General features: G+C 36.8%; 23 protein-coding genes and 4 pseudogenes. 19 read left to right on the forward strand and 8 right to left on the reverse strand.

Going from position 1 to position 24,032, the window contains the following annotated elements:
* Positions 1–458 precede the first annotated feature (458 nt).
* From ACYH0O_RS04815 to ACYH0O_RS04845, 7 genes are all read left to right on the forward strand, one after another.
* On the forward strand, positions 459–890 hold the full coding sequence (locus ACYH0O_RS04815) for a VOC family protein (RefSeq protein ID WP_482632499.1): 432 nt from the start codon (positions 459–461) through the stop codon (positions 888–890).
* 183 nt (positions 891–1,073) lie between these two features.
* Complete coding sequence (locus ACYH0O_RS04820) at positions 1,074–1,319, forward strand: ArsR/SmtB family transcription factor (RefSeq protein WP_482631390.1); 246 nt, start codon at positions 1,074–1,076, stop codon at positions 1,317–1,319.
* A gap of 4 nt (positions 1,320–1,323) precedes the next feature.
* Positions 1,324–1,806, forward strand: a complete 483-nt coding sequence (locus ACYH0O_RS04825; RefSeq protein WP_482631391.1) for an SRPBCC family protein — start codon at positions 1,324–1,326, stop codon at positions 1,804–1,806.
* A gap of 201 nt (positions 1,807–2,007) precedes the next feature.
* The gene (locus tag ACYH0O_RS04830) at positions 2,008–2,388 is read left to right on the forward strand and encodes a glyoxalase superfamily protein (protein ID WP_482631392.1); all 381 of its coding nucleotides are present in this window, start codon (positions 2,008–2,010) and stop codon (positions 2,386–2,388) included.
* Between the two features lie 22 nt (positions 2,389–2,410).
* Positions 2,411–3,349 (forward strand): metallophosphoesterase, encoded by a 939-nt coding sequence (locus tag ACYH0O_RS04835; RefSeq protein WP_482631393.1) that lies wholly within the window; start codon positions 2,411–2,413, stop codon positions 3,347–3,349.
* A gap of 353 nt (positions 3,350–3,702) precedes the next feature.
* Positions 3,703–4,134, forward strand: coding sequence for an SRPBCC domain-containing protein (locus tag ACYH0O_RS04840; RefSeq protein WP_482631394.1), 432 nt, complete (start codon positions 3,703–3,705; stop codon positions 4,132–4,134).
* A gap of 1 nt (position 4,135) precedes the next feature.
* Complete coding sequence (locus ACYH0O_RS04845) at positions 4,136–4,462, forward strand: ArsR/SmtB family transcription factor (RefSeq protein ID WP_482631395.1); 327 nt, start codon at positions 4,136–4,138, stop codon at positions 4,460–4,462.
* Between the two features lie 214 nt (positions 4,463–4,676).
* Here ACYH0O_RS04845 and ACYH0O_RS04850 read toward each other — a convergent pair whose 3' ends face one another.
* Positions 4,677–5,093, reverse strand: coding sequence for a VOC family protein (locus tag ACYH0O_RS04850; RefSeq protein WP_482631396.1), 417 nt, complete (start codon positions 5,091–5,093; stop codon positions 4,677–4,679).
* Between the two features lie 189 nt (positions 5,094–5,282).
* Here ACYH0O_RS04850 and ACYH0O_RS04855 point away from each other — a divergent pair, with 189 nt between their 5' ends.
* Entirely contained in the window at positions 5,283–5,996 is a 714-nt protein-coding gene (locus ACYH0O_RS04855) for a MerR family transcriptional regulator (RefSeq protein ID WP_482631397.1), read from the forward strand.
* A 213-nt stretch (positions 5,997–6,209) separates the two neighbouring features.
* Here the strand turns inward: ACYH0O_RS04855 and ACYH0O_RS04860 are convergent, their stop codons facing one another.
* Positions 6,210–6,755: a helix-turn-helix domain-containing protein gene (locus ACYH0O_RS04860; protein ID WP_482631398.1), complete on the reverse strand. Its 546-nt coding sequence runs from the start codon at positions 6,753–6,755 to the stop codon at positions 6,210–6,212.
* A 126-nt stretch (positions 6,756–6,881) separates the two neighbouring features.
* Between ACYH0O_RS04860 and ACYH0O_RS04865 the strand changes: the two genes are divergently transcribed.
* The 3 genes and pseudogenes from ACYH0O_RS04865 to ACYH0O_RS04875 all read left to right on the forward strand — a co-directional run bounded on the left by ACYH0O_RS04865 (position 6,882) and on the right by ACYH0O_RS04875 (position 8,806).
* The gene (locus ACYH0O_RS04865; protein WP_482631399.1) at positions 6,882–7,133 is read left to right on the forward strand and encodes a PLDc N-terminal domain-containing protein; all 252 of its coding nucleotides are present in this window, start codon (positions 6,882–6,884) and stop codon (positions 7,131–7,133) included.
* Positions 7,117–8,021, forward strand: a pseudogene (locus tag ACYH0O_RS04870) (ABC transporter ATP-binding protein). Before ACYH0O_RS04865 ends, ACYH0O_RS04870 begins: the two are co-directional and overlap by 17 nt.
* The gene (locus tag ACYH0O_RS04875) at positions 8,018–8,806 is read left to right on the forward strand and encodes an ABC transporter permease (RefSeq protein WP_482631400.1); all 789 of its coding nucleotides are present in this window, start codon (positions 8,018–8,020) and stop codon (positions 8,804–8,806) included. The pseudogene ACYH0O_RS04870 and the gene ACYH0O_RS04875 overlap by 4 nt, the downstream one beginning before the upstream one ends.
* Positions 8,807–9,114: 308 nt before the next feature.
* Here ACYH0O_RS04875 and ACYH0O_RS04880 read toward each other — a convergent pair whose 3' ends face one another.
* Positions 9,115–10,137 (reverse strand): DUF3231 family protein, encoded by a 1,023-nt coding sequence (locus ACYH0O_RS04880; RefSeq protein WP_482631401.1) that lies wholly within the window; start codon positions 10,135–10,137, stop codon positions 9,115–9,117.
* Positions 10,138–10,482: 345 nt separating this feature from the next.
* Positions 10,483–10,626 (reverse strand): annotated as a pseudogene (locus ACYH0O_RS04885) (DUF3231 family protein); the annotation flags it as partial.
* 613 nt (positions 10,627–11,239) lie between these two features.
* On the opposite strand from ACYH0O_RS04885, the gene ACYH0O_RS04890 reads away from it, so the two are divergent.
* Positions 11,240–13,078, forward strand: a complete 1,839-nt coding sequence (locus ACYH0O_RS04890) for a nitrilase-related carbon-nitrogen hydrolase (RefSeq protein WP_482631402.1) — start codon at positions 11,240–11,242, stop codon at positions 13,076–13,078.
* Positions 13,079–13,148: 70 nt separating this feature from the next.
* Positions 13,149–13,241: pseudogene (locus ACYH0O_RS04895) on the forward strand (carbohydrate-binding protein); the annotation flags it as partial.
* A gap of 477 nt (positions 13,242–13,718) precedes the next feature.
* Here ACYH0O_RS04895 and ACYH0O_RS04900 read toward each other — a convergent pair.
* From ACYH0O_RS04900 to ACYH0O_RS04910, 3 genes are all read right to left on the reverse strand, one after another.
* Positions 13,719–14,096 carry an iron chaperone gene (locus ACYH0O_RS04900; RefSeq protein WP_482631403.1) on the reverse strand — a complete coding sequence of 126 codons (378 nt, stop codon included), beginning with the start codon at positions 14,094–14,096 and terminating at the stop codon, positions 13,719–13,721.
* 260 nt (positions 14,097–14,356) lie between these two features.
* Positions 14,357–15,031, reverse strand: a complete 675-nt coding sequence (locus ACYH0O_RS04905; protein WP_482631404.1) for a DUF421 domain-containing protein — start codon at positions 15,029–15,031, stop codon at positions 14,357–14,359.
* 180 nt (positions 15,032–15,211) lie between these two features.
* Complete coding sequence (locus ACYH0O_RS04910; RefSeq protein WP_482631405.1) at positions 15,212–15,685, reverse strand: DNA mismatch repair protein; 474 nt, start codon at positions 15,683–15,685, stop codon at positions 15,212–15,214.
* 378 nt (positions 15,686–16,063) lie between these two features.
* On the opposite strand from ACYH0O_RS04910, the pseudogene ACYH0O_RS04915 reads away from it, so the two are divergent.
* From ACYH0O_RS04915 to ACYH0O_RS04940, 6 genes and pseudogenes are all read left to right on the forward strand, one after another.
* A pseudogene (locus ACYH0O_RS04915) lies at positions 16,064–16,269 on the forward strand (SulP family inorganic anion transporter); the annotation flags it as partial.
* Positions 16,270–16,586: 317 nt separating this feature from the next.
* On the forward strand, positions 16,587–16,925 hold the full coding sequence (locus ACYH0O_RS04920; RefSeq protein WP_149154089.1) for an ArsR/SmtB family transcription factor: 339 nt from the start codon (positions 16,587–16,589) through the stop codon (positions 16,923–16,925).
* A gap of 215 nt (positions 16,926–17,140) precedes the next feature.
* Entirely contained in the window at positions 17,141–17,482 is a 342-nt protein-coding gene (locus ACYH0O_RS04925) for a zinc ribbon domain-containing protein YjdM (RefSeq protein ID WP_482631406.1), read from the forward strand.
* 507 nt (positions 17,483–17,989) lie between these two features.
* Positions 17,990–18,214 (forward strand): hypothetical protein, encoded by a 225-nt coding sequence (locus tag ACYH0O_RS04930; RefSeq protein WP_482631407.1) that lies wholly within the window; start codon positions 17,990–17,992, stop codon positions 18,212–18,214.
* An 18-nt stretch (positions 18,215–18,232) separates the two neighbouring features.
* Positions 18,233–19,117, forward strand: coding sequence for an LCP family glycopolymer transferase (locus tag ACYH0O_RS04935; RefSeq protein WP_482631408.1), 885 nt, complete (start codon positions 18,233–18,235; stop codon positions 19,115–19,117).
* A 22-nt stretch (positions 19,118–19,139) separates the two neighbouring features.
* A complete protein-coding gene (locus ACYH0O_RS04940) occupies positions 19,140–19,316 on the forward strand; it encodes a hypothetical protein (protein ID WP_482631409.1) in 177 nt (58 codons plus the stop codon).
* Between the two features lie 109 nt (positions 19,317–19,425).
* On the opposite strand, the gene ACYH0O_RS04945 is transcribed toward ACYH0O_RS04940, so the two are convergent.
* Positions 19,426–23,583 carry a S8 family serine peptidase gene (locus ACYH0O_RS04945; protein WP_482631410.1) on the reverse strand — a complete coding sequence of 1,386 codons (4,158 nt, stop codon included), beginning with the start codon at positions 23,581–23,583 and terminating at the stop codon, positions 19,426–19,428.
* Between the last annotated feature and the right edge of the window lie 449 nt (positions 23,584–24,032).

Genomic DNA, 24,032 nt, shown 5'->3' on the forward strand with positions numbered 1-24,032 from the left:
AATTTATCGAGATCTTCAGCATTCTGGCGCTATCCTTGAATGAAAGGGTAGTGCTCTTTTCCTTTTAGGTGGCTAAATTCTTGGTGCGAAATGTTCCTGACTCAAATGGAATGTGGTCACACAATTTCGGTGAAAGTCACGTTTTAGAGTTTGAAAACGGAAGGATTATGTCGAGGAGGCGAATGAGGAGGTAACGCTCCAAAAGGCACCTCCTGCGTCTAATCGCACAGAATTGCGTGGTTATAAGCTCGGCTAATAGACGTGAGAATTTACTGTAACAGCCGGATGATGAAAACGTATCCGATGGGGTGGAAAACGTTAAATTGTTAGTATTCAATGTTTTTATTTACGAACATACGTTCTGTTATATAGAGTATATTTATGGGTAATAATGGTTGGTAGTTACTTGTGATTGGGAAATACTGTAATAATAATCAGAACTAAGGAGCTGTTGAATGATATCAATTAGTTTGAACCCGTATTTGATTTTTGACGGTAATACGAGAGAAGCGGTCCATTTTTACGAGAAAGCGCTTGGCGGGAAAGTGATGGGAATCATGACGTTTGGAGATATGCCGGCGGACCCGGATCATCCGTTGACAGATGATATGAAGGATCGAGTTATGCATGCACACTTGAAAGTTGGCGACACGGATCTCATGTTCTCCGACACGTTCGCAGGCATGTCTTATCAGCCAGGCGATACGATTCAGATTGCCCTCCATCCCAAAGAAGAGGCAAGAGCTAGAGAAATCTTCGTGGCTTTGGAAGAAGGCGGACAAGTCATTATGCCCCTTCAGAAGACGGATTGGAGCCCCTTGTACGGGCAAGTAAAGGACAGGTTCGACGTTACTTTCCAAGTGAATATCCCAGGAGATCAACTGCAATGATAGCAAACAGACTTCCGCACCACCAACAAACAAAGCCTCCTGTTCGCGAATGGACAGGAGGCTTACTCCGTGAAGGAATATAATTGATAGGTATGTGATCATTATGGGTGAGAAAAAGTATACGACATACTTGTTTGAAGTGTTAGCTGAGGAAAACCGTAGAAAGATTATTGATCTTTTTTAATGACACGACCCAGGTCTGTAGGGGAATTAGTGGAGCTTACACAATTAAGCCAACCAGGCGTTTCCAAGCATCTTAGAAAATTACATGAAGCTGAGCTGGTTACGATTAGTAAAGAATCACAAAAACGTATATACCACTTGAATGCAAAGCCCCTTGCAGAAATTGATAACTGGTTGGACCCTTATAGAAATTACTGGTCAGACAGATTAGATGCTCTAGAACAATTTTTGGATGAGGAGGAGTAATGTTATGTTAGCGGTTGTAGAGAAGATTGAGGGTGGCTATATAGCCAAGTATAATCGTCCACTAAATCATTCACTTGAAAAGGTTTGGGTAGCATTAACTGAAAATAATAAATTAGAAAAATGGATGCCTAACCTTCATGTAGAAGACCTGAGAAAAGGTGGGGCGATAACATTCAATATGAACGATGGGACAGGTGATTCTTTTAACATTAAAATAATAGACTTCAAAGAACATAGCTTCCTGCAGTACGAATGGGGGGAAGGTTGGGTACGCTTTGAATTATATCCAAAGGATAATGGTTGTTTATTAATATTAAAGGAATATATTCCGACCCTAAGTGATCATACTTCAAAAGATTTAGCCGGATGGCATGTATGTCTCGATGTATTTAGTGCTTTACTGGAGGATCAATATATGGACTTTCCAAAAGGCGAATGGGAAAAATGGCACGAGAATTACGCAAGAGTAATCAATCAGTTAGAGTGAATTCAATATTCAACAAGAGGGCGCGTTTATAGAGCAACGCGTCTTTTTTTGTAGTATAGGGTTTGATTGTTGAACAAGAGAAGGAATTTTTCATTAGAACTCGAATCTTAAAAAGAAACGTTATATTGGTCTACTTATTACAAACAGTTTTTGAGTAATTTCTAAAGAGGCTACAATCATAAAATGAGGGGAGAAGAATGGATGATCAGTGATAATAATGTGTCTATGATGCCCGCTGTCCCAATATTACGGAGCTTCGACGAACAGAAAGCAAAAGCGTTTTATGTTGATTGGCTCGGATTCAACATTGATGAGGAGCATCGGTTTGATGAAGGAATGCCGCTATATTTGATGCTTTCCAGGGACGGGTGCATCCTTCATGTGTCAGAGCATGCAGGCGATTGCCAGCCGGGTGGAGCGATCCGTATCGAAACGACTAGGTTGAACGACTATTATGAGGAGTTACTCGCTAGCTGTTCAGGAAAATCAAGGCCTCGTATGGAGGAAGTACCTAGGGGGTTTATGGAAATGTGCCTCAAAGACCCATTTGGCAACCGGATTATTTTCTGTGAGCCACTCTAGGGATAGGAGGAGGGGACGCAATATGTCGATCAATGATAAAGAATTTTCGATAGTTATTATTCCGGATACACAAGTTTTATCCTGGAAACAGCCATCCATCTTTCAGAACATGACGAAATGGATTAAAAATCATGCTGAGGAATTGAATCTGCAAATGATTCTCCATGTCGGAGATGTTGTCGACAGTGGAGCGAGGGAAGAAGAACAGTTCAAGGTTGCGGAGAAGGCGTTTGAGGAAATATATAACGCCAATCTACCGATCCTTATGGCAGCAGGTAATCACGACTATGATAATTTGCTTTCCAAAGATCGTAGCTTGACGATGTTTAATCGCTATTTCGGGATACACCGGTATGATGAATGTTCGTGGTTCAGAGGGACATTTGAAGAAGGGCAGATAGAAAATTGCTATGTGACATTGGACATTGGAGGCAGAAAATTTCTCTTCCTGTCGCTTGAGTTTGGACCGAGAGATGAAGTACTTAAATGGGCAGACAAGATTTTGACGTCACATCGTAATCATACAGCTATCATTATAACCCATTGTTATATGTATATGTACGGAAACCGAACAAAAAGGGGAGATCAGCATAATCCAAAAGATTATCCAGGAGCTACCGGAGCAAATGATGGGGAAGATCTGTGGCAAAAGTCATTTAAGAAACATAGCAATCTGCTTGCTGTGTTCTCCGGTCATCAAATAACCGAGAACGTAAGCTACAGAACTGATTTAGGGGAACAGGGAAATCTGGTTTTTCAATCATTTCAGAACTGGCAATGTGCGGAAAATTGTGGCGAAGGTCGTATCCGAATTTTAAAAATTCGCCCGTCTGACAATGAAATGAGATTGTGCGTTTTCAACACTTATAAGGGGGAATACGAGGATAATGAGGGGTACCAGGTTGCTGTCCCATTTAATCAAAGATTTGTTGACAATCTCTGTTATCCGAAAGTATTTTAAATCCTTAGGTCATCAATGTCTCAATTAAGGGATTGAGACATTGATTTATTCAATAAAAGGGTGTTTCTGGAGTAACGAAAAGAGCCCATTTCTCAATTTAACGCTGAGAAATTGGGCTTTTTAACATATTTATAAAGTTTACCAATAGCAGTGGAAGATTAGAAGAGGGAAAACGTATCCGTTGGGAATGTGGGGTGTACGGTGTTTCTGCCTAGCTTGAAGTAAAACAATTGGAAGAAAACAAAAGAATTCTCATCAAATTTGACGATGACACTAATGTGCAACACCATGGTTGCGCCTAGGTGTTAATATGTGCTACACTTTGGTTGCACTTATGAAAAGGAGGAGTAGTAATGGATAATGATCAAATTGAAAGAGAGATTTTTATTAACGCACCTATCCAAACAGTATGGGAGTTAATTAGTCAACCGGCATGGTGGGTGGGTGATGCACCTGGTCCGGACAAGGTTCAGATAGATGGATCACGTGTGGTGGCAGACACGAAGTACGGACAATTCCCGGTGTTGATTGAACAATCAGAACCGCCAAATTACCTTGCATGTCGGTGGGCAAGTTCATTTCCCGGAGAGGAACCAAAAGGAGAAAACTCTACGCTAGTTGAATTTAAGTTGACTTCAAAAGATGGGGGAACTTTACTTAGAGTAGTTGAAAGCGGATTTTCACACCTTGCAGTATCCAAACAAGAGCAGAGGAAGTTCTTTAAAGGGAATGTTCATGGCTGGGAGATGCAAATGGAAGTACTGCGGAAGCGTGCTGAGCAATAAATTGGCAACTACAGATAGTAGTAATTTCGAAAATGTCTTGATCGCCTTAGCAGACCCCACACGTCGAGAGTTACTTGACCTAATCGCTTTAAGGGGACAAGCTACAGCAACAACATTAGCAACTATGGTAACTGTATCTCGTCAGGCAGTGGTTAAACACCTAACAATCTTAAAAGATGCTAGGCTTGTATCCAGCAATCGTGTTGGGCGGGAAGTCAGATATAACGTTTGTCCAGAGCAACTGTCTTCAACAATAGAGTGGATGGCAAATCTTGCTGCGGATTGGGATAGAAAGTTAGAATGGATTAAGCGTATAGCAGAAGAATAATAAATGAAAGTTAAATAACCTATTTAAGGCAAGTTTTGATCAATCTGTGTAATAAACTATGCAATTGAATAAAGAAAGATCGAGTTATTTTACATAACTCGCTCTTTTTATTTCGTTTATCAAGGTTTTATTATTGGAAATTTAAGATTATTTTACAAAAAATGGAACTAGCTTCCCCCAGTTCCATGCAAAATCTAATTACTTCTTTACTGATTTACTTTTTTGAATGAACCCACCATAAATGACTAAATGGATCTACAAAACCTGCCATGTAGCCACCATCTTCATCTTCCATGACTTCCATAATTGATGTTGCTCCTGCTTTGATTGCCTTCACATAAGTGTCCTCAACGTTTTCAACATATATATACATTTGTATAGGGACTAAACCGTCATTCATTAAATCTCCACATACTCCTGGACCACAACTTCCATCATGTGATGTATCAGCAAAATAAATGGTGCTTTCACCGATTTTCATTTCTGCATGGATTACGCCATCTGTATCTTCTAACTTGTTAACATTTACTACTTCTGATCGAAAAACCTTCTCGGTAAATTCAATAAATTGTGATGCACTTAGTACCATGAAATAAGGTACGATTGTTTGAGTCACTTGATGATTTTGCATAGGTATTCGCTCCTTTTGAATTAGATTTATCGTAAGGTGATTTTCAATTTCACCTTATATTTTTATAGTACAATATTAATGCAAATGCTAAGGTTTAGTATCTTCACCTCTGAAATTAATGTACTCTATAATAGAAACCCGTCATGAGGTTTAATTATCAATTGTAGACTTAAATGAAGGAGGTTTTTCATGAAAGGTATTGAGATTGCCAAGAAATTGAATATAAGCACCAGTGCATTAAGGCATTATGAATCATGGGGGCTGATTCCTGCGGTCGAAAGAGCAGAAAATGGATACCGAATTTATAACAATGAGCATGAGGCCTATTTTCAATGTATTCGTACTCTATTACCTGGCTTTGGTATGGATTTGGTTAAAGAAGTTATGCCACTTATCAGAAATGGGAAAGCCTTAGAGGCATTATGGCTAATTAATAAGGCACAAGTAGGTCTCCATACGGAAAAGGAAACCGTACAAAGAACAGTAGAAATACTTGATTTAAAAGAGTTAATGGAAATTCCTAAATACTATAACAAAAATTTTTTTACAATTGGAGAAGTAGCAAGAGAAGCGAATGTATCTGCCTCAGCGATTCGCCATTGGGAAAAGGAAGGATTAATAAATCCTGAGCGGCATAAAGAGAGTGGATTCCGTATATATAGTCCATCAGATATTCGAAGGGTACTGATTATCCGAACTGTCCAAAGAGTAGCTTATTCGTTGGATATTGTTCGTGAAGTATTGTCAGATCTCGAAAAAAATAACGTTGCTCAGGCTAAGGAAATGGCTTTAAAGTCACTGGAATACATTGATTATGCATTAATAGAGCAAGTACGAGGAATAGCATCTGTACAGAATCTTTTGGATATTGTCATACAAGGAGAGAGAGAAGGAGTAAGGTAGGTACCATGCGTGGAACTACTTAAAATCAATTACCTACAAATAAAAAAATCAACACATAAGTTAAGCAAAACCCGACGAAAAGAAAGCCGATTTTTCCTACGCTAAGGAATCATCGGCCTATATTTTTATAGGATTCAAAGCTACAGTAATCGATCAATGGACTATCGAGCAATTAATAAGTACTTGTCCAGTACTCCAATCACCAACTTTTCCTTAAGTATTTGGAATAATTGTAATTGCGATGGTCCGAACTGGGGGTTCTTTTTTGTTGCCCTTACTCTGGGCATGGTAGTATTTAGTCATTAATTCGTTTAATTCGTTTTGAAATTGTATAAAGTGTTCCTCATCTATCTTTAATTCCACTACAGAAAAAGTAGCACCGTCCTCTTGACTGTTTTGTTCACCTAATTTCTTAAGGTAATTTTGATACTGTGTCATAAGCGATAACTGGTAATAGGAAATATAGTCTAACTTTTCCTTACTCGATAATTCTTTCCATTCACTTCCGTCAATTTTGGCCTCTTCTTCATTTATAGCATAATATTTCTCAGAAACAGACTTTACCTTTTTTTCTTTAATCACACGGGCAATACCAGAATCAACCAAAGTTTGTAGATGTCTATATAGAGTGGCTTGAGGTACATCATTAAGGGTTTTAACCATTTCTAAGGGTGTTAACCCATTTTCTCTATTTCTCATTAACGCTTGGCAAATTTTAATTCTTACCGGATGCATCAATATTTCAATTTTAGTACTCATCCTATCACCTTTTTATTAGTTAAATTTAATTCTCATTATAAATAATGAGAATAATGATTGCAACATATCCACACTTGAATTATCATTATTAATAATGATAATGAGTTTTGGGAAGGGATGATGGGAATGCAACTACATTATGGATTAAATGACCTTAAAGACGTTGATTTTATGGCTCTTCTGCCCATAATATTGCCGATTATTGTAGTGGGTACGCTTTTGATTTTAATTGCATTAATTGATTTGTATCTACATAGAAAGACGAGAAAAAATGTGCTTATATGGACGCTAATTATTCTTTTTGCTAATACACTTGGACCTATTCTGTACTTTGTTATAGGGAGAAAGGATAGTGGAAATCTTGAAATTAGAGATTAGAAATGTAACAAAATCATTTAAAGGGAAAATGGCAGTCAATAATTTCTCAATGGAACTACAATCGGGGGAATGTGTCGGCTTAATTGGACCCAATGGAGCAGGCAAATCCACATTAATAAAAATGATTTCAGATATTATGAATCCAAATGCAGGTGAAGTCTTATTGAACGGAAAAAAAATATCAAAAATGAAAAGAGAAATTGGTTACCTACCACAGTATCCTAATTTTTTTCATTGGATGACAGCAAGAGAAAACCTTACGTTTATGGGGCAACTTTCGGGATTGAAAAAAGAAGTATTAACAAACTCGATACCGGAAATTCTGACAAACGTTGGACTTAGGGACGAAGGAAACTCAAAGGTTGGTACATTTTCTGGTGGAATGAAACAACGACTCGGTATTGCACAGTCATTACTACATAAACCCTCGCTTATTGTCATGGATGAACCGGTATCCGCACTAGATCCAATCGGTCGAAGGGAAGTATTAAACCTGATTGAAGAAATAAGAAAAGATACAACCATTTTATTATCAACCCATATATTAAGCGATGCGGAAGAAATCTGTGAACGATTTGTCATTATAAAAGATGGAACAAAAATAGAAGATACAACGATTACTGAGCTTTTAAACCGCAATAGCGAAGATAAGTTAATCGTTGAAATCACAGCGAAGGATCAAAAATGGATTGACGTTGTTAAAAAATTGCCTTATGTGAAGGACGTAGAAGTTATTGGACTTAAGGTTAAAGTAAAGGTTGAAAATCTCGAAATAAACAAAAATTTATTACCCAAAATGCACTTGAACATAAAGTAAACATCGTTAAATTTGAAATGAATAACGATACTTTGGAAGAAATATTCTTAAAATTGGTGGTGCAGAAATGAATACCTTAATTGTACTGATAAAAAAAGAATATGTTCAAATGTTACGTGATTATAAGGTGATTTGGCTACCAGTTGTTTTTGTATTTTTAGGGGCAACTCAGCCGGTAGTAACTCATTACTTACCATCAATTCTAGAAGCATTAGGCGGTGGTCAGGGAATTACCATTGATCCAAGTATGACAGCACAAAAAGGAGGCGAAGTACTAGCAGGTACTTTAGGATCTCAGTTTGATCAGCTTGGGCTAATGATTCTTGCGATTTCAATGATGGGTATCATTCAAACAGATAAAGCCAACGGTATGCTAGCCTTTATTTTAACAAGGCCCGTTACCGTTACCTCTTATATAGGTGGAAAAATGGTATCAAATTATTTGATGGCAGCCTTTAGTGTAACGATGGGATACTTTACTTCTTACCTATATGTAAAATATCTTTTTACTGCTGTTCCATTTTCACACATGATAACTGGATTATTTTTTTATCTAGTATGGGTTCTTTTTATCGTATCTTTCACAACAATGATAAGTGCTATTTTTCACAGTCAAGGTATTATCGCTTTAATTTCAATTATTTTTCTCATAGGTTGTAGGATTTTCGTCGGTTTGAGTCCAATAATGGATCAAGTAAACCCAGCCAGTATGAGTAAGCATGCAATGGAAACGCTAATCACGGGAAACGTAAATACAAGCGCAATAGGCAATGTACTACTAACAATCGTTTGGATTTTGTTGGCACTCTTCGTTACGAATTATTGGATTGCTTATAAAAAGTTTAATCATGAATAAAAATATCTTATTATTTCATTAAATCAGCTAGCCTTCCATTTTGCTTGTTATGGAAGGTTTTGTATTAATTGGATAGATTTCTAGGGTATATTTCGGAAAACTGCTTTGCTTGTTAAAATCGCAAGGATCCATTTTCTGCGAATGCTACCTCTCAAAAGAGATGGGCTTTTTGTCTAAAAGGTTATTTGAATCGACTCGTTTTATGCTAAAATACCCAGAAATTCACAACTCCTGCAACCACAAATACTCCGGCCTCTTTGAATCAAAGGAGAGGTTTTAATAATCGTCAAAGTAAAAGAATTATTACCTTACTCAGAATCTTTCGATTTAGACAACTTTTCTTTATCAATTGTGCCTGGTGGTTCTTCTAACCATTCATTCTTAATCATTAAATTTGCACCATCTTTTGCATACTGTCCTATTTCCACCGATAGTCTCTCATAATTAAAAACTAAATCACTTCTCTGACTTGCAGCAGCTGCTGTGGAATAATTACCCACTCCAAATGCGCTTAAAAAACTCATAAGAAATAGTGCTAATTTATCTGAAAAAGGAGGTGTCGTCTCATTTGTAATAGCTACATCTGAAGACATAGGAGATTGTATATTATTATCTAGTAGTTTTTTTGAAAAAATCTCAATATGCTTTTTTGAAATATCGCTTCCTCGCAACATCCATTTTTGAACATCCTCACGCGGCGAGGTTTGAGCAAAACTTAATGCGAGCTTTGTTCCAAGTAAGTTGGTTTTAATGTTCATAAATAAATATGATATCTCAATAGCATTTAAAGGGCGTTCCTTATTAAAAAAGGAAAAACCATTGAAATAGGATTTATTGTCGACAAAATCATTTCTAGTTGGATATTCAATATAAGGTGCTTTAACAATTAGACCCTTAATGAGAGCAGCATCCGTGCATGCGTCAAACAATTTTGTAGTCTCATGTAATCCTTCAATAAAATAAGTTCTAATGTCTTTGCGAGAACTCATTGCAATAAATCCACTATAGGCAAGTAACCCTGATTTTGACATAAGGTCTAAGAAAGTTAACATGAATTCATCCGAATATAACCTAGGTGCATTTAAATTAACGTCCTTTTCAATATTGAATCCAACAGGTATGGCCAGTCCTTCATCGTTAAAAATTTGAGTCATTTTCTCAATATGTGTTTTTGTAAGGGTTCTTGCATATCCAACAAGCGGACGTATTTCACTATCCTTTGCATGGACCAAAAAATATTCTAAGATGCAGTGAGCCATGGTGTCGTTCATATAAGCAGACCAAAGTGTGGCAATTTCAGCTGAAGTTAATTTGATTTTGTCTGTTGACATGTTAATCCTCCGTTGGGAATGGTTAAGTAAATATATTCTTTACATATAGGAAGAATATTATTAGAAGGAGGTTTACATTAAATCCTGTTTTTAAACAGGTATTTTATATTTCAGAAGGAATACTGAAAGGATTGTCGTATTTTTTTATTTTCCAATATATCAGTGAGCTGGTCCATTCGGATCGAAACCTAAACTAGCCCCGACTCCTAAATATGTACATGACACCGTGCCGATGCCTCCAATGATGAAATAATTCCATTCCATATGTACCTAAAAAAAGATTCTCATGTTGACTGGAAATGCAGTAGCAACCTGAGAATCTTTCCTATTCAGGAATCACTCACATTTAGCACCCATTTGGGCTTTTTGCATATGAAATTGGCCGAACATCATCGCCATATCTTCACGGATGATTTGTCCCATGATTGTGCTGCATGCAACTAAACCTGAAGCGATATTAGCTGATAACCTTGCAGCAACGGCGTGGTCAAATCGGCAAGTTTCAATAGCTTTGCTGTAATAATTTTGGCGTTTTTTTCATGAACATGGGCTCCGTCATAAAAATTACTGTCGTTACCATTATATTTTATCGGTTAGTCATAGTCCTCATATGTGAGTTCACACTTGTAATACAAGTATACGGAAAATTTAGAATATTACAATTAAATATTGAAAAAATAAAGAATGGTAGTATACTTGTATTACAAGTTTAGGGTAAGCGCTTTCGTTTGTAGACTTAATTGAATGATTATAAGAGGTGAAAAAAATGAAAGAAAAAAGTAGAGTTTTATAGTGATGGAATAACGTTAAAAGGAAGCTACTAAATACCAGATCAATTTAATGAAAGTAAACAAAATCCTGCTGTCATCATTAACTCAGGATATCAAATCTTTAATGAATTCTATCCAAAGTTATTCGCTGTAAAGCTAACACTAAAAGGGTTCCTTTACTGGGGTTTTGATTATCGTGGTTTTGCAGATATTGAAGAAGAGAAAGGAGGAGTCGTATTAGAGGGGCAAGTCAGAGATATTCAACAGGGAATCATATTGAATAGACATTTATTCGTGTAAACTCTAATCATGCAAAGGAGTAGAAGCTGTCGATGAAAAAATTTCTCTTCCTATTTCTTATCTACATAGCAGTTTTTATACCCGCAGGGTGTCAATTTGAATCATCAGACGCCCTTACCAAAAAGAATCAATCTAACACCTTCGAAAAAATAGACAAACCATTTCAAGTAGCCTCTATACAGTTCAATCCAATACTCAATAAAAGAGAACAAAACGTTAAAGAATTATTAAAAATAACCGAAGATGCTTTAAAGAATGGTGCTAAGCTTGTGGTTGCTCCTGAAATGGCTACAACTGGCTACGATTATGAAAACCGAGAAGCAATTCGTTCATTCGTGGATACCATTCCTGGTAAAACAACAGATGCCTTTGCCAAGCTTGCGAAAAAATATAATGCCTATCTTGTATTCGGAATGGCGGAAGTAGAGAAAAAAACAGGATTGTATTATAATTCAGCTGCTTTGGTAGGGCCAGAAGGATATATAGGGAAATATAGGAAAATGCAAATGTGGGAAACGGAAATGCATTGGGCTGCCTGGGGCGATCTAGGTGTACCTGTATTTGATACTCAGATTGGGAAAATTGCAATCAATATTTGTATGGATTCAGCCTATTATGAGACTGCTAGATTAGCTGGCATTAAAGGAACGGATATCTTAGCCTTTCCTACTAATTCTTCAGCACAGACCATTTCTGCTCTTCCTGCGAGAGCACAGCAGAATGGTATATATGTTATCAGTGCCAACCGCTCGAATACGGAGAATGGATTCCATATGATTGGAGGAAGTGCGATATGGTCTCCTGAAGGAAAGAAGCTCGCTGAAGCTCCTGTCCTAATGAATGAAAGTGAAGATATGGATGAACCAACTATTACTTATGCGACTATTGATCCGAGACTTTTTGATAATAAGAATAAAGATGCACTAAATGAAAGAAGACCAGAACTATACAAGGAAATTGTTCATTATGTTGCACCATGGGACTATACTAAAAATACTACTTCCCATGAGGTTGTGGCAGCAGCTCTTCAATATGAACCTATCATTGGAGATAAAGAAAAAAATAAAGAAAAAATTAAAAAGTTGATAGAGCAAGCAAAAAAAGAAGATAACGATTTAAACTTAGTCGTACTTCCTGAACTCTCATTAACGGGACCTGTTGATGGAAAAAGAAAAAAGGAAGTAGAATTTCTTGCTGAGGATTCCAAAGGGGATACGGCTATGTTTATGAGTAATCTAGCTAAAGAATATCAACTGTCTATTGTGTATGGGTTTATTGAAAAGAAGGAAAACGCCTTCTATAATTCTGCCATTCTTATGTCATCTAATGGCGAGACAGTAGGGAAATATCAAAAAACACATCTTAATAAATCCGATAGAAAATGGGCTAAACCTGGCTCTTTGTTACCAGTCTTTGAGACTCGAAAATTAGGGAAAATAGGTGTTCTATTAGGTGAAGATGCTCGATATCCAGAGGCATCAGGTGTGTTAGCGGTCAAACGTGCTGATATCATAGCAATACCCTCTGCGTGGCATGGACAATATGGAGGGGAGATGGAAATCAATAAAGAAATCTCAGTTAATAAATATCCAAAAGGTTCAATGGCTACGTGGGATGCAGTTGCGATAGGAGCACAAGCTTACACGGTTATAGCAAACTATATTGGTACAGAAAAAGGTTACTTAGGAAGAAGTAGTTTATACACCCTTGATCCTTTATATGGACTGGATCAACCAGTTGTAGCTTCAAAGGAGAAAGAAGAAGCTTTGGTTGTTAAATTTAAAACTTTACAATCTGACGCTTGGTTTAATCAAGAACGTTTAATCCACTCACGAAGAACGACATACTTTGCACCACTAGTACATGAATGAAAATTTTGGAGTGGAGATCGTTTTGTAATTTAGATCCTTCAATTCTCTTTATCTCTTAACACACGGTGAGCGCGTTACGTATATGGGACATATGTATGAAGCAAGATGGTGGACCCTTGGGAATACTCCCGGAATTTCGGAAGCATGGCTATTAGTGAAATAAGAGTTTCGTAACTTAGTAACTGCACATAATATTTTCCAGAAGCAATCCCGTTTTAGAGATTTGTGCCTGCCGAAACTGGCAGGCACAAATCTTAATAAGCAGAAAGTGATAAAAATTAATAAGCAGAAAGTGATAAAAATTAATAAGCATGAGGTGTTCGATACTACTTGACGGTAATAGCAAGATTAGCTTGAATATATAATCACGTGATATTATCATGTTGCATGGGGTTATTACGAAGAAGGGGGGGAACTGTTTAATGGATGGGAATAAGTTCCACGGGGGCTTCCGTTCTACCCTGGCTACCGTAATCATATATCGATATGAAAAAGGGTCAACCAGAAATATCTGATTGACCCTATAATACGATCAGGCCCTTTAACAGAAGATAGTAGAATATTATATTTTAAGCCTTCCAGCTATTCTAGATATTGGAGAAAAACTCACTTACCTTATTATTTCGAATTTCAAGCAGTTCTAACAAGAAGTGTCACAGCCGGCTCTCCAAATATCGATAGTCTTTTTCACGAAAACTTCAAGTCCACTATCATGTAAATCAACCGACTTTTTTATGCGTATACACCCTTTTCCATAATCCAACCCGGTCAGAAACGCATTAGCACTCTCGATTTTTCCAATGTTTCCTACGTAAAGACTTACATAAGATTTTTGAGCATTCAAATGAAATAATTTGAATGCATCACTGCCATAACAAAGCATTTTGTATTGGATGTCCTCCTCAAGCTCAGGCGCATTTTTAAAAATAAATTGTCGTACCATTAATAACTTCTCTTTTCTCCAGTCATCGTCGAGTAGTTCAAAATATTCCTTTGGGGTTTTAGCTTCGTATTGCATTTTTTAGCCTCCAAAAAAAATATTTTCAATCATCTTATAAACTAATTTCAAGCAAAAATAGCCATTAAGTTAATAAGCATATTAAATGCCGAGAATGAGAGGGAAACTGTTTTGAAAAATAGGATAATTTACTGAAATTTAAAATGAAATTGAGTATCTGCAACATATAAACTAAAATTTGGGGGCATTTCCATTAGTTTATTGAATATGGAGAATTTATAGTTAATTACAAGGATAAAAAAACATTGTCATTACAATCATCAAGATGATTGATTTCCTGTATCAACGATTAAAGAATGATCTTTATCACTGACGGCGGCATAAAAAATGTTATTGATTTTGTGAATTCCTTTATTCGTTAATTCTTCCTGAAGCCATTTTTCATCTTTCTGAATCAAATTTAAATTTTTTTGCTGGATTTTTCCCTCAACAATCACTGCAATAGGAAGTCCTCGATAATCTGTTTCAATATTTAAGTGGCTGGGTGTCAAATTAACAACAGCTTGGTTAGGCAATATACTAAGATCTCCATTAGGTTCAAGAATCACGTAGTCGATATCCTGTATGTTCGGGTATCCTGCTGATCGAATAGCCGACAATAATTCTACGAGAGAAAAGCGTGTTCTTCGTAATTCCGTTTTTGAAATTTTTCCATGTTTGATCAACACACTCGGATTGCCGATGAATAGTCTGTTCAACCAGCGAAAAAGGCTTAACTTAGATAATAAGATATACATGAGGACTATAAGGAAAATCCCTATAACAGTCTGTCCTAATCCATCTGCTTTGATCGGTCTAACGGACAACGTGACGATAAACACAATGGCAGCAAGGTCAGGCGGCGTCAACTGAGCCAAAACCGTTTTACCCATACAACGCATAGCCAGAATCACTAGACCAAAAAGTAATATTAACGTCCAAATAAAACTGAACATGCTATCACCCTCATTATTTTTCTCAAAGTATACAAATTCTATATTTGTCATATAAAATTGAATCCATACTTAATTTAAGTATATTCAATTTTGAAGAGATAACGGAAACGATGAAAGTACATAGGCAATTGCAAAATTATACAGGGTTAAGGGACCTCATAAATTAAAAGTCATTCCATATTATCTTCTAAATAAAGGGTGGAAATTAATTGAATTTTTAAGAACAAAATCTTTGTTCAACTGTCTTTCTAACTTATCAATATCCCCTCCACCTTTTACAAATAATTCTATTTTTTCAGCTACCAATTTACCCGCTTTATCATCTAAATCATCAAAAGGAAGGAACGACTTTATGTTTATCCTTTCTGGGGTGTTATCTTCACGAAAACCTTGTCCTGGAATCTGATCCCATAAGTTTTCCCAATCATCCAACAACCCAATCTCATTTAAAAAGAACTTTTGTAAACCACATAACCAAGCGGTGCAACTGGTATTTCTTTTTTGACATCCAATCCCATCTTTTAAATGTTGGCACCCAAAACAACAAGAATTCCCACTATTAATGCAGACTTCACAAATATAATGAGAACCAACGGATTGAAGTACCTTCAATCCATGCTGTATAAGATCCTGTTTTTTTATTTCCATTGTCAATATTCTCGCTCCATTCTTAAATCTTTCAAATGAAGATGTTCAATGGGTCAATATACGAAACCTTTCATTTGAATTTTCACTAAAAAATATGGTCAATGTAGAAATAAAAAGTATCCTGAGTTCTTTCTAAATCCTTCATATGTACCAATTCAAAAGTATAGTTCGCCTTTTCTTTCCTAATTTCACAATATCCTGTTGTATAAATATACAGAATCTGATATAAATCACGATTATAAATAACTTTATCTCCTATTTTCATAAAAATCACCTCTAAAATTTATTCTGACATTAGTTAGGAAACAGAGTAAATTCATATAGTGGTATATTCAAATAATCAGATATACATGTTATGATTATTATAAATGGAGAAATGGCGCTATGCAACATAGATGGTTTTTTACTGGAAGATTTAATAGCTATACGTTACAAAGTTTTCAAAAAGACCTTCTGTCTGGTCTAGTTGTTGGGGTAATTGCTATTCCTTTAGGGATGGCGTTTGCGATTGCTTCTGGAGTTAAACCGGAATACAAATATAAACGTCCATCGTTGCAGGTATATTAATTTCACTATTTGGTGGGGCAAAATTACTAATGAATCTTTTTTATCAAGTATCATAAAGAGTTTTTCAAAACATGGAATTGTATTGATATCAGGTATCAAGCCGCAACCTAAGAGTGTTAAGACAGGTTTATATGAGTACCTGGGGAAAGAACATTTTTTTGACCATACGGGTAGTGCAATAAATATTACAATCGAACATCTAAATAAGGACAAGTGTCTCGGATGCAAACATATTGCCATTAGGGGAATGTAAAGCCCTTTCTAGCGCCCGGGAGAGCAATGGACAAAAAGGGGAGTCGTTACGACATCTTAATTGTATCTAGAAAGAGAGGGAACTAATTTGAATTTAGAAATGCAACAATTTAAAGCTGATTTCTTTAAAGCTCTTGCTCATCCATTAAGGATAAAAATTCTTGAACTTTTAGCTGAAGGAGACAAAAATGTAAATGAAATTCAAAACCTAGTGGGAAGTGAAGGATCTGCTGTGTCCCAGCAATTAACCGTTTTAAGAGCTAAAAATATCGTTACAGGTACCAAAGATGCTAACAGGGTTATCTATTCGTTGCGAGATCCAATGATTATTGACCTACTAAGTGTCGCTCGTGAAATATTCAATAATCACCTTATTGATACGATAACAATGTTAGATAAAATCAAAGATACAGATAATGGAGAGTAGAGTAAAAGTAAAGAAGGAATATAAAATGGCTATTATTGTTCTGTGCAAACGTTGTAAAGGCAAGGGGAAAATGCAAACGAAGATTCCTTTTATTAAAGTAAAGTGCTCTATTTGTAATGGAACAGGTAAAATTAAGGACTTTAAAAATTAAGCAACCTTGATTAGTTATATAACATAATGAATAGTGAAGATTAACAAATGGAGGAAATAAAAGTATGTCTAATTGGCCGAATTGCCCAAAATGTAATTCTGAATACACTTATGAAGATGGAAACCTCTTTGTCTGTCCAGAATGTGCTCACGAGTGGTCTAAAGAATTAGAAACAGAGGAAAGTGAAAGTAAAAAGAGTTTCAAAGATGCTAATGGAAATGTCTTAATCGATGGTGACTCCGTAACAATAATCAAAGACCTTAAAGTAAAAGGAAGTTCATCTGTCTTAAAAATAGGTACAAAAGTAAAAAATATTCGTTTAGTTGATGGAGATCATGATATTGATTGCAAAATTGATGGATTTGGAGCTATGAAATTAAAATCTGAATTTGTAAAAAAGGTATAAGTAAGGTCGTTTGTAGAGCCGAAATCATTTCATTTATCAACATAATTAAAAATATTGCACATAAATAGCAAAGCCTGTTAGAACTCAAATACAAGTTCTAACAGGCTTTTAATAATCCTAATAAATAGGATGGTTCTTCCAAAACAAAATGTGATAGAAACTTTTCCGTTTCAGATTTTCACTAGCATAGTGTAAACTCAATCGACAAAAGTAACAAAAAAGTAACAAAAGTCGTCGTTATTTGTAACTAATAAGTAACCCTTTTCTTTTCCTATGACTCTATCATTAAACGTAACTTAGAAAACAGAAAGGTGATAGACATGGGTAGACGAGGGATAAAAGAAAATGGATCAAACCCATTGAATTGGCGGGTTAGTGGAAGTGACCGTGATTTTACTCATACTTTCCACCTGTTGTGGGAGAAATGTTGACGGTCCAGTCTACTTTAGAGTCCATTACAGGAATTCATAGTGAATTGATTCGTGTTCCTTACGAGTCCGAGCATATATGAAGCTGGATTATTTGGACGCAGTGAAGATAGAAGGCTTTAGATTACGGGATTGGAATGTAGTTAGTGAGGAGTATGTTCAAAGTGTCATGTCACGACTAGCTTCCTTTCCGTATGAGAACCAGTCGATGGGCACTCATTTAGAGCCTCTCCTTCAAAAACTGTCCAATCAAGGCTATAGTATGAAGGCATTAACAGAACAGATTGAACCGATGACGTATTAAGGAGGGAGAAAAGTATCAATGAAGTTAAAGTGGAAGATTGCAATTAGTATATTAGTTGTATTAACTGTAATATCCGGAGTCTTTTTATATTTTGTATTTTCTAAGATAGGTGCGTTTTTTGATGATACCTATCATCCTATTGAAACGAGTATCAAGAATGAACTACATGAGAAAACAGTTGAAGGTGACGTGGACGTTGATCAAGCCATTCATATCCTGTTAATGGGTGTAGATGAGCGGGAGAACGATAAAGGGAGGCCAGACGTGTTGATGGTTGCAGAACTGAACCCTAAGACCAATCAAACAAAGATCGTGAGTCTGCCAAGGGATACGAAAGTGAAGATCCCAGGTATGAATAAAACGACGAAACTTAACCATTCCTATACCTATGGAGACGTACCGTTGACGGTTCAAACCGTACAGAAACTATTGGATATTTCCGTTGACTACTATGCCAAAGTGAACATGAACGGATTTGAAGAAATCATAAGAGAATTAGGACCCCTCAAGGTTCAAAACAAACGAGAATTTACGTATGATGGCCATCATTTCCCGGAAGGAAATATAGAACTGGATCAAGATGAAGTATTACCCTATGTTCGAATGAGAAAAGACGATCCACTAGGGGGCGAGGGACGGAATATCCGCCAACGTCAGGTGATCGAAGCGGGAATCGGAAAAATCATCGGTGAGAAGGATTTTGTAGAGGCACTAGGATTTCTTGAGAAAATATCGCCATATCTACAATGGAATATTCAAGGGAAAGATTTGAAAACATTGTATACGAATTATCTGCCTTCTTTAAAGGCTATTAAACAGGAAGAACTGCCAGGCGAGGGTAGCCTTGAGGAAGACGGTCTCTGGTATTTCAGAGCTGAAGAACCGACTTCCGTATTTCAATAAGCAGGAATCAATTGAGAATCCCATGGCTAAAGCCACTTTAAAAGCATATAAAGCCCTTTTACATAGCTCTACATGCTTTGATGACGATAATAATCCATCAGAAGGTGTTTTTCACTCCTATACTTATAATCAATTTGAAACGAGCTACTATTCCAAAACAAACCAAACGAATAAAGCACTAGAAATCGCGCATATTTAATTCATTCAGGAAGAATAGTTAGCCATTTCCTGAGCCAACAATTCCCGTATTCCACAATAATAAGAGGGATATCTCGCAACTTTGAGATATCCCTTGTAAAGACATAAGGCTATTGAATGTTTAGTTCTTTCAAAATATCTTCCAATCTTTTTCCTTTATAAACCTTTTTCGCTTTCGGCGCTTTTTGTATATCTGGGTTTTGCGATAAGTAGTTTTCCTGTACAAACTGCATATCCTTCTCATCTACCATACCATCAAAATTGATGTCCGCGCTCCGTTCGTACGATCCCCAATATTTTTGGATTGCTACTGCATCCTTAATATCAATCACATTATCATTATTTACATCTCCACCCATTACCGATGCATAGAAAATGTAGGTCATACGGCCAACCGATTCGCCATGATGCATATCATTTAAATCACTTACTGTTACATGCCGGTCAAAGTGGCCTGGTATTTTCACTGTTATGTCATATGCTTGATCTGTTGTTGGAAGATTTTTTAGAAAATAACGAGCACTGCTGTTAAACTCGCCCGTATACTTTTTCCTGTCTTCTCCAACTGCTTGAATAGTCATACCAGCTTTAGAAAAATCCTTAGTGTAGTCTAACCAAGTGCCCCATTTATCTAAGAAGCCATCTGCAAGAATGCCTCCTTCAAGCTGAGATACGGTTGGAACGATATTCACTCCTTGTCCAAATCCTTGAATGGATACCGGTTCTTGATTTAATGAGAATGCTTTTGCATTTACTACATCAATATTTTGAATCCACTTGATATAGCTGCTTGGATGTTCGTTTACTTTAAATGTTACATCGATTAACGGCATAGAGTTTGGAATAGGCTGTACTGCTTCGCCTGTTATCTCGGTGTTTAAAGTGATATTGCTTTGACTACCTTCAGTAGTAACATCTCCTGCTGTTAGGTCAGCTTTCAGGTTATGTGACCCCGCAAATGCAGTAAATTCTTTATTTAAAGCTACATTTGTCATCTCATATGTGCCAGAAGGGAATGATAATGTAAACTCTCCACCTGTTAAATCTTCAATATGATGTGCACTTAGCGTTACAGTTACAGATTCTCCGTATTTTGCATCGTTTTTGTTAGAAACAAGCTTTGCATATGGCAGACCTTGATTCACGAGTGTGTATGTGAAATCAGGATGGTTCTGCATTCCGTTCATAGCATAATCGAATGTTTGAAGTGTAACCTTTGTAACATCTTTTCCTTCAAGCAGTCCAGCTTTAAATTCGAAATTACCATTCTTATCAATTGAAAGAGGTGTTGATGCGTATTGCGTTTGATTTATCAGATTAATTGCATTATTACTCTTATTGTCTATAGTCTTGGAAGATTGATCCCAATCAAACCCATTCCGTTTCATCGTGTCTACATGCTTGTCGTATAGGTTGCCTTTAATCGTCATGCCTTCTTCATTTACCTCATATACCCCGCCTAATTGCTTCATGTTTACTTCAGGAGGAGTATTTTCAATGAAAAATGTATCCGACTTTTTGAACGTTTTGCTTTCTCTATTCGTAGCAACAATTTCTACTTCATATTTTCCTGGACCAGCAAGCTTTTTTGCATAGGCAACAGGGTTATCCGGGTTTCCTGTAAATGGGAAATATAAACCGACAAATCCAAATTCAATCCCATAAAGATTATGTTCTGGGAAGAAACCTTGCCATGAATCCATTATACCTAGTGCTTGGCCTGTTTTCGCGTCTTTCAATATAATATCGACAGTTTCCATGGCACTGTTAAGTGAAAATAGGATTGGAGTATAACCCATATAGCCATGGTTATAATCACGTCTTGTTGTGAAGGATTTAAAATATGCATCTACTTCATTAACGCCTTCCTCCATATATTTCAATCCAAATGGGATTTGATATTCTTCCTCAGGATTTTCTTTATTTGTAAAATAGATGTACCCTTCATAATTGCCGAGCTCTGCCCCAGATGGAATTTGAATAGATGGTTTTAGCTTACGCGTTTTGTTTGGCTTTGCAGTGATCGTTTCTGGTACATCCAGCGTCACTTTATTTTTCGCTGCATCCTTTGCACTTGGAACGTTTTGATTGAATTTCACTTGTACATCAAATGTTTTACTTTGGTTACTTGTATTGGTAATGGTTAGTTTTCGATTATCGGTTATCTTTCGTTCTTTCATAACCTGGGGTCCGAAGCTTAATGCACCTGTAACGTCAGATATGGTAATGTCTTTATCACCCTTAATGCTTGGAGTTTGATCATGAACTTTCACCTGTACATCAGAGTGAACGGCTTCATACACATCAATTCTTCCAGCACCAACTTCAAACACACTGTAATCCTTCTGCATTGAGTCAGCCGTGTTCATTAATGCAGCTTTTACGTCATCCGGCTTGTAATCCTTGTGTGATTGTAAGAGTAGAGCTGCCGCTCCTGCTACATGTGGTGCAGCCATGGAAGTACCAGAGAATCTTTGATAGGCATATTGATAATCATTAAGATGCTCTTCTCCATGTACGTAAGCAGGTACACTCGAATACACAGCTACTCCTGGCGCGGTGACTTCGGGCTTAATATCATAAATTCTATTGGAAGGACCGCGGGAGCTGAAGTCAGCCAATGTATCTCCGTTCGTCTTTAGCTCACCAATTGTATCGAGTGTGAATGTAGTGCTGTCTTGCTTGACCAGCTCTACTAGTTGCAAGCCTTGCTCATTCGTCAGTGAAAAAGTAGGAATAAATTTAAAGCTTTCTCCTAGATAATAAGGGATTTGACCTTCTTCAGGATTATCGTTATACAACAATACTGCTTTTGCTCCATGATTTTTAGCATTCATAACCTTTTCGTTTAAACTAATATTACCACGGGCGATCAGTGCAATTTTGCCATTAACATCTTTTCCCCAGTAATCGTATACAGAGCCCAGCCCTACGTTTACGATGGAAAGTGCTTCATCTTTCAGTGTAGTTAAATCATCGTTGTAGTTTTTTGCGAGTAATCGTAAATTGGTTAACGAAAGATTGTCTCTAGATGATACCGTTCCTTCTGCTGTTGGAATAGTAATAGAATAATCACTTGCACCCACTGTCAAAGCTAATGCTGAAGTTCCTGGAGAGCCTAGAGTATACAAATCGCTACCTGAGTTTCCAGCAGCTATAACAGCAACAGTTCCTGCCTGCACAGCGTTATTAATAGCAATAGAGGACGGATCAAGTGGATTATTAGATGGGCTTCCTAATGAGAGGTTAATAACATCCATACCGTCTTCTACTGCTTGATCGATCCCTGCTATAATTGTACTTAATGAGCCTGAACCGTATGGGCCTAGCACCTTATAGGCATATAGTTCCACCCCTGGTGCAACCCCAGTTACTGCATAATCAGCCTCATTTTTTCCTTGTCCAGCGATGGTACCAGACACATGAGTTCCATGGTCAGTATAGTATGTTGATCCGTTCAAAGGGTGTATTTCAAGCTCTCCGGACTTTATCCAATCTTCGTATGTTGTTTCCATCGGATCCATATCATTATTGAAAAAATCGTATCCACCCTTATATGCATCTTTTAAATCAGGGTGTGTATAATCAATGCCGGTGTCAATAACGCCAACTTTTATGCCTTTTCCGGTAATGCCTTCTTCATGAAGCTTTGTTGCACCGATATGGGAAATGCTATCTAGAGCAGGGGAGGCACTTTTGGTTTGTTCATTATTTTCTGTAACGGGTGGTTCCACTGTTACTTGCTTATCTTCCCAAATGGCATTTACGCCATCCATGGAGAGAATCGTTTGTACTTCATGAGCCGGTACTGTCATCGAAACACCGTTAAAGGCATGACGATATTCTCTTTTGATATTTAGGCTAGGGATAGATTTTTTTGCCTTTCCTATTTTCCCCTTGAAATCCTGATGAGATTGCTCTACTTTTTTGTTAGCCTCGCTTAGAGATAGTGTTTTTCCATTTTCAGCACTCTTTTTTACTCCTAATTTAACAGGCTCTTGGGCGAATTGAACAATGATGTTTACTTCTTTTTTACTTACTGTGTCGAGAGTAGGAGAGAGATATTTGTTTTCTTCCCCAAATTCCTGGCTGTTATGGATTCGGTCTCTGTCTTCCTTCGTAACATGCTGTAGATAGAGTTCTACGTTTGTAATATTGCTTTGATCAGCAGGTTCTCCAAAAGCCGGAAGAGTACTAGAAAATATCAAGCTAACCGCTATAAAACTTGTAGATACTACTTTAGATAGAAATAGAGATTTCTTATTCAATTTCGGATCAACCCTTTCTCTAAAAAAAGAATTTGTAAATATGCTCCATATCTAGTAGTTTCATAGGTGCTGAGAATACCCAAAGCTAGTTTTGCTAGTCACACATGCTTTGATATTTACAGGAATGGCAATTATGGTGACAGAACATGTTTGGCCATCAAAAAACCCCATCAACTCCTTTCATTCGGAAAAAAAGTGCGTACCACTTTTTATTATTTTCCTAATAAATAGAGCAATCGGCAATCGGGGTTTTGGGAAGGTTTATATTCCTTGATATATAGGTCTTATATCCTACTTTTTCTGGAGCTATCATCCAGAATATAAGCGAAATTAAGTGGAATTATGAAACACTTGTTATGAGTGCTCAAGGAAGCAGATTAAACAAAAATTGGCTGGCGTGAGTCCGGTTCAGTACCGTCTTCACACCAGCCAAATAGCTGTTTAAAATA

The organism is Rossellomorea sp. H136 (assembly GCF_056838065.1).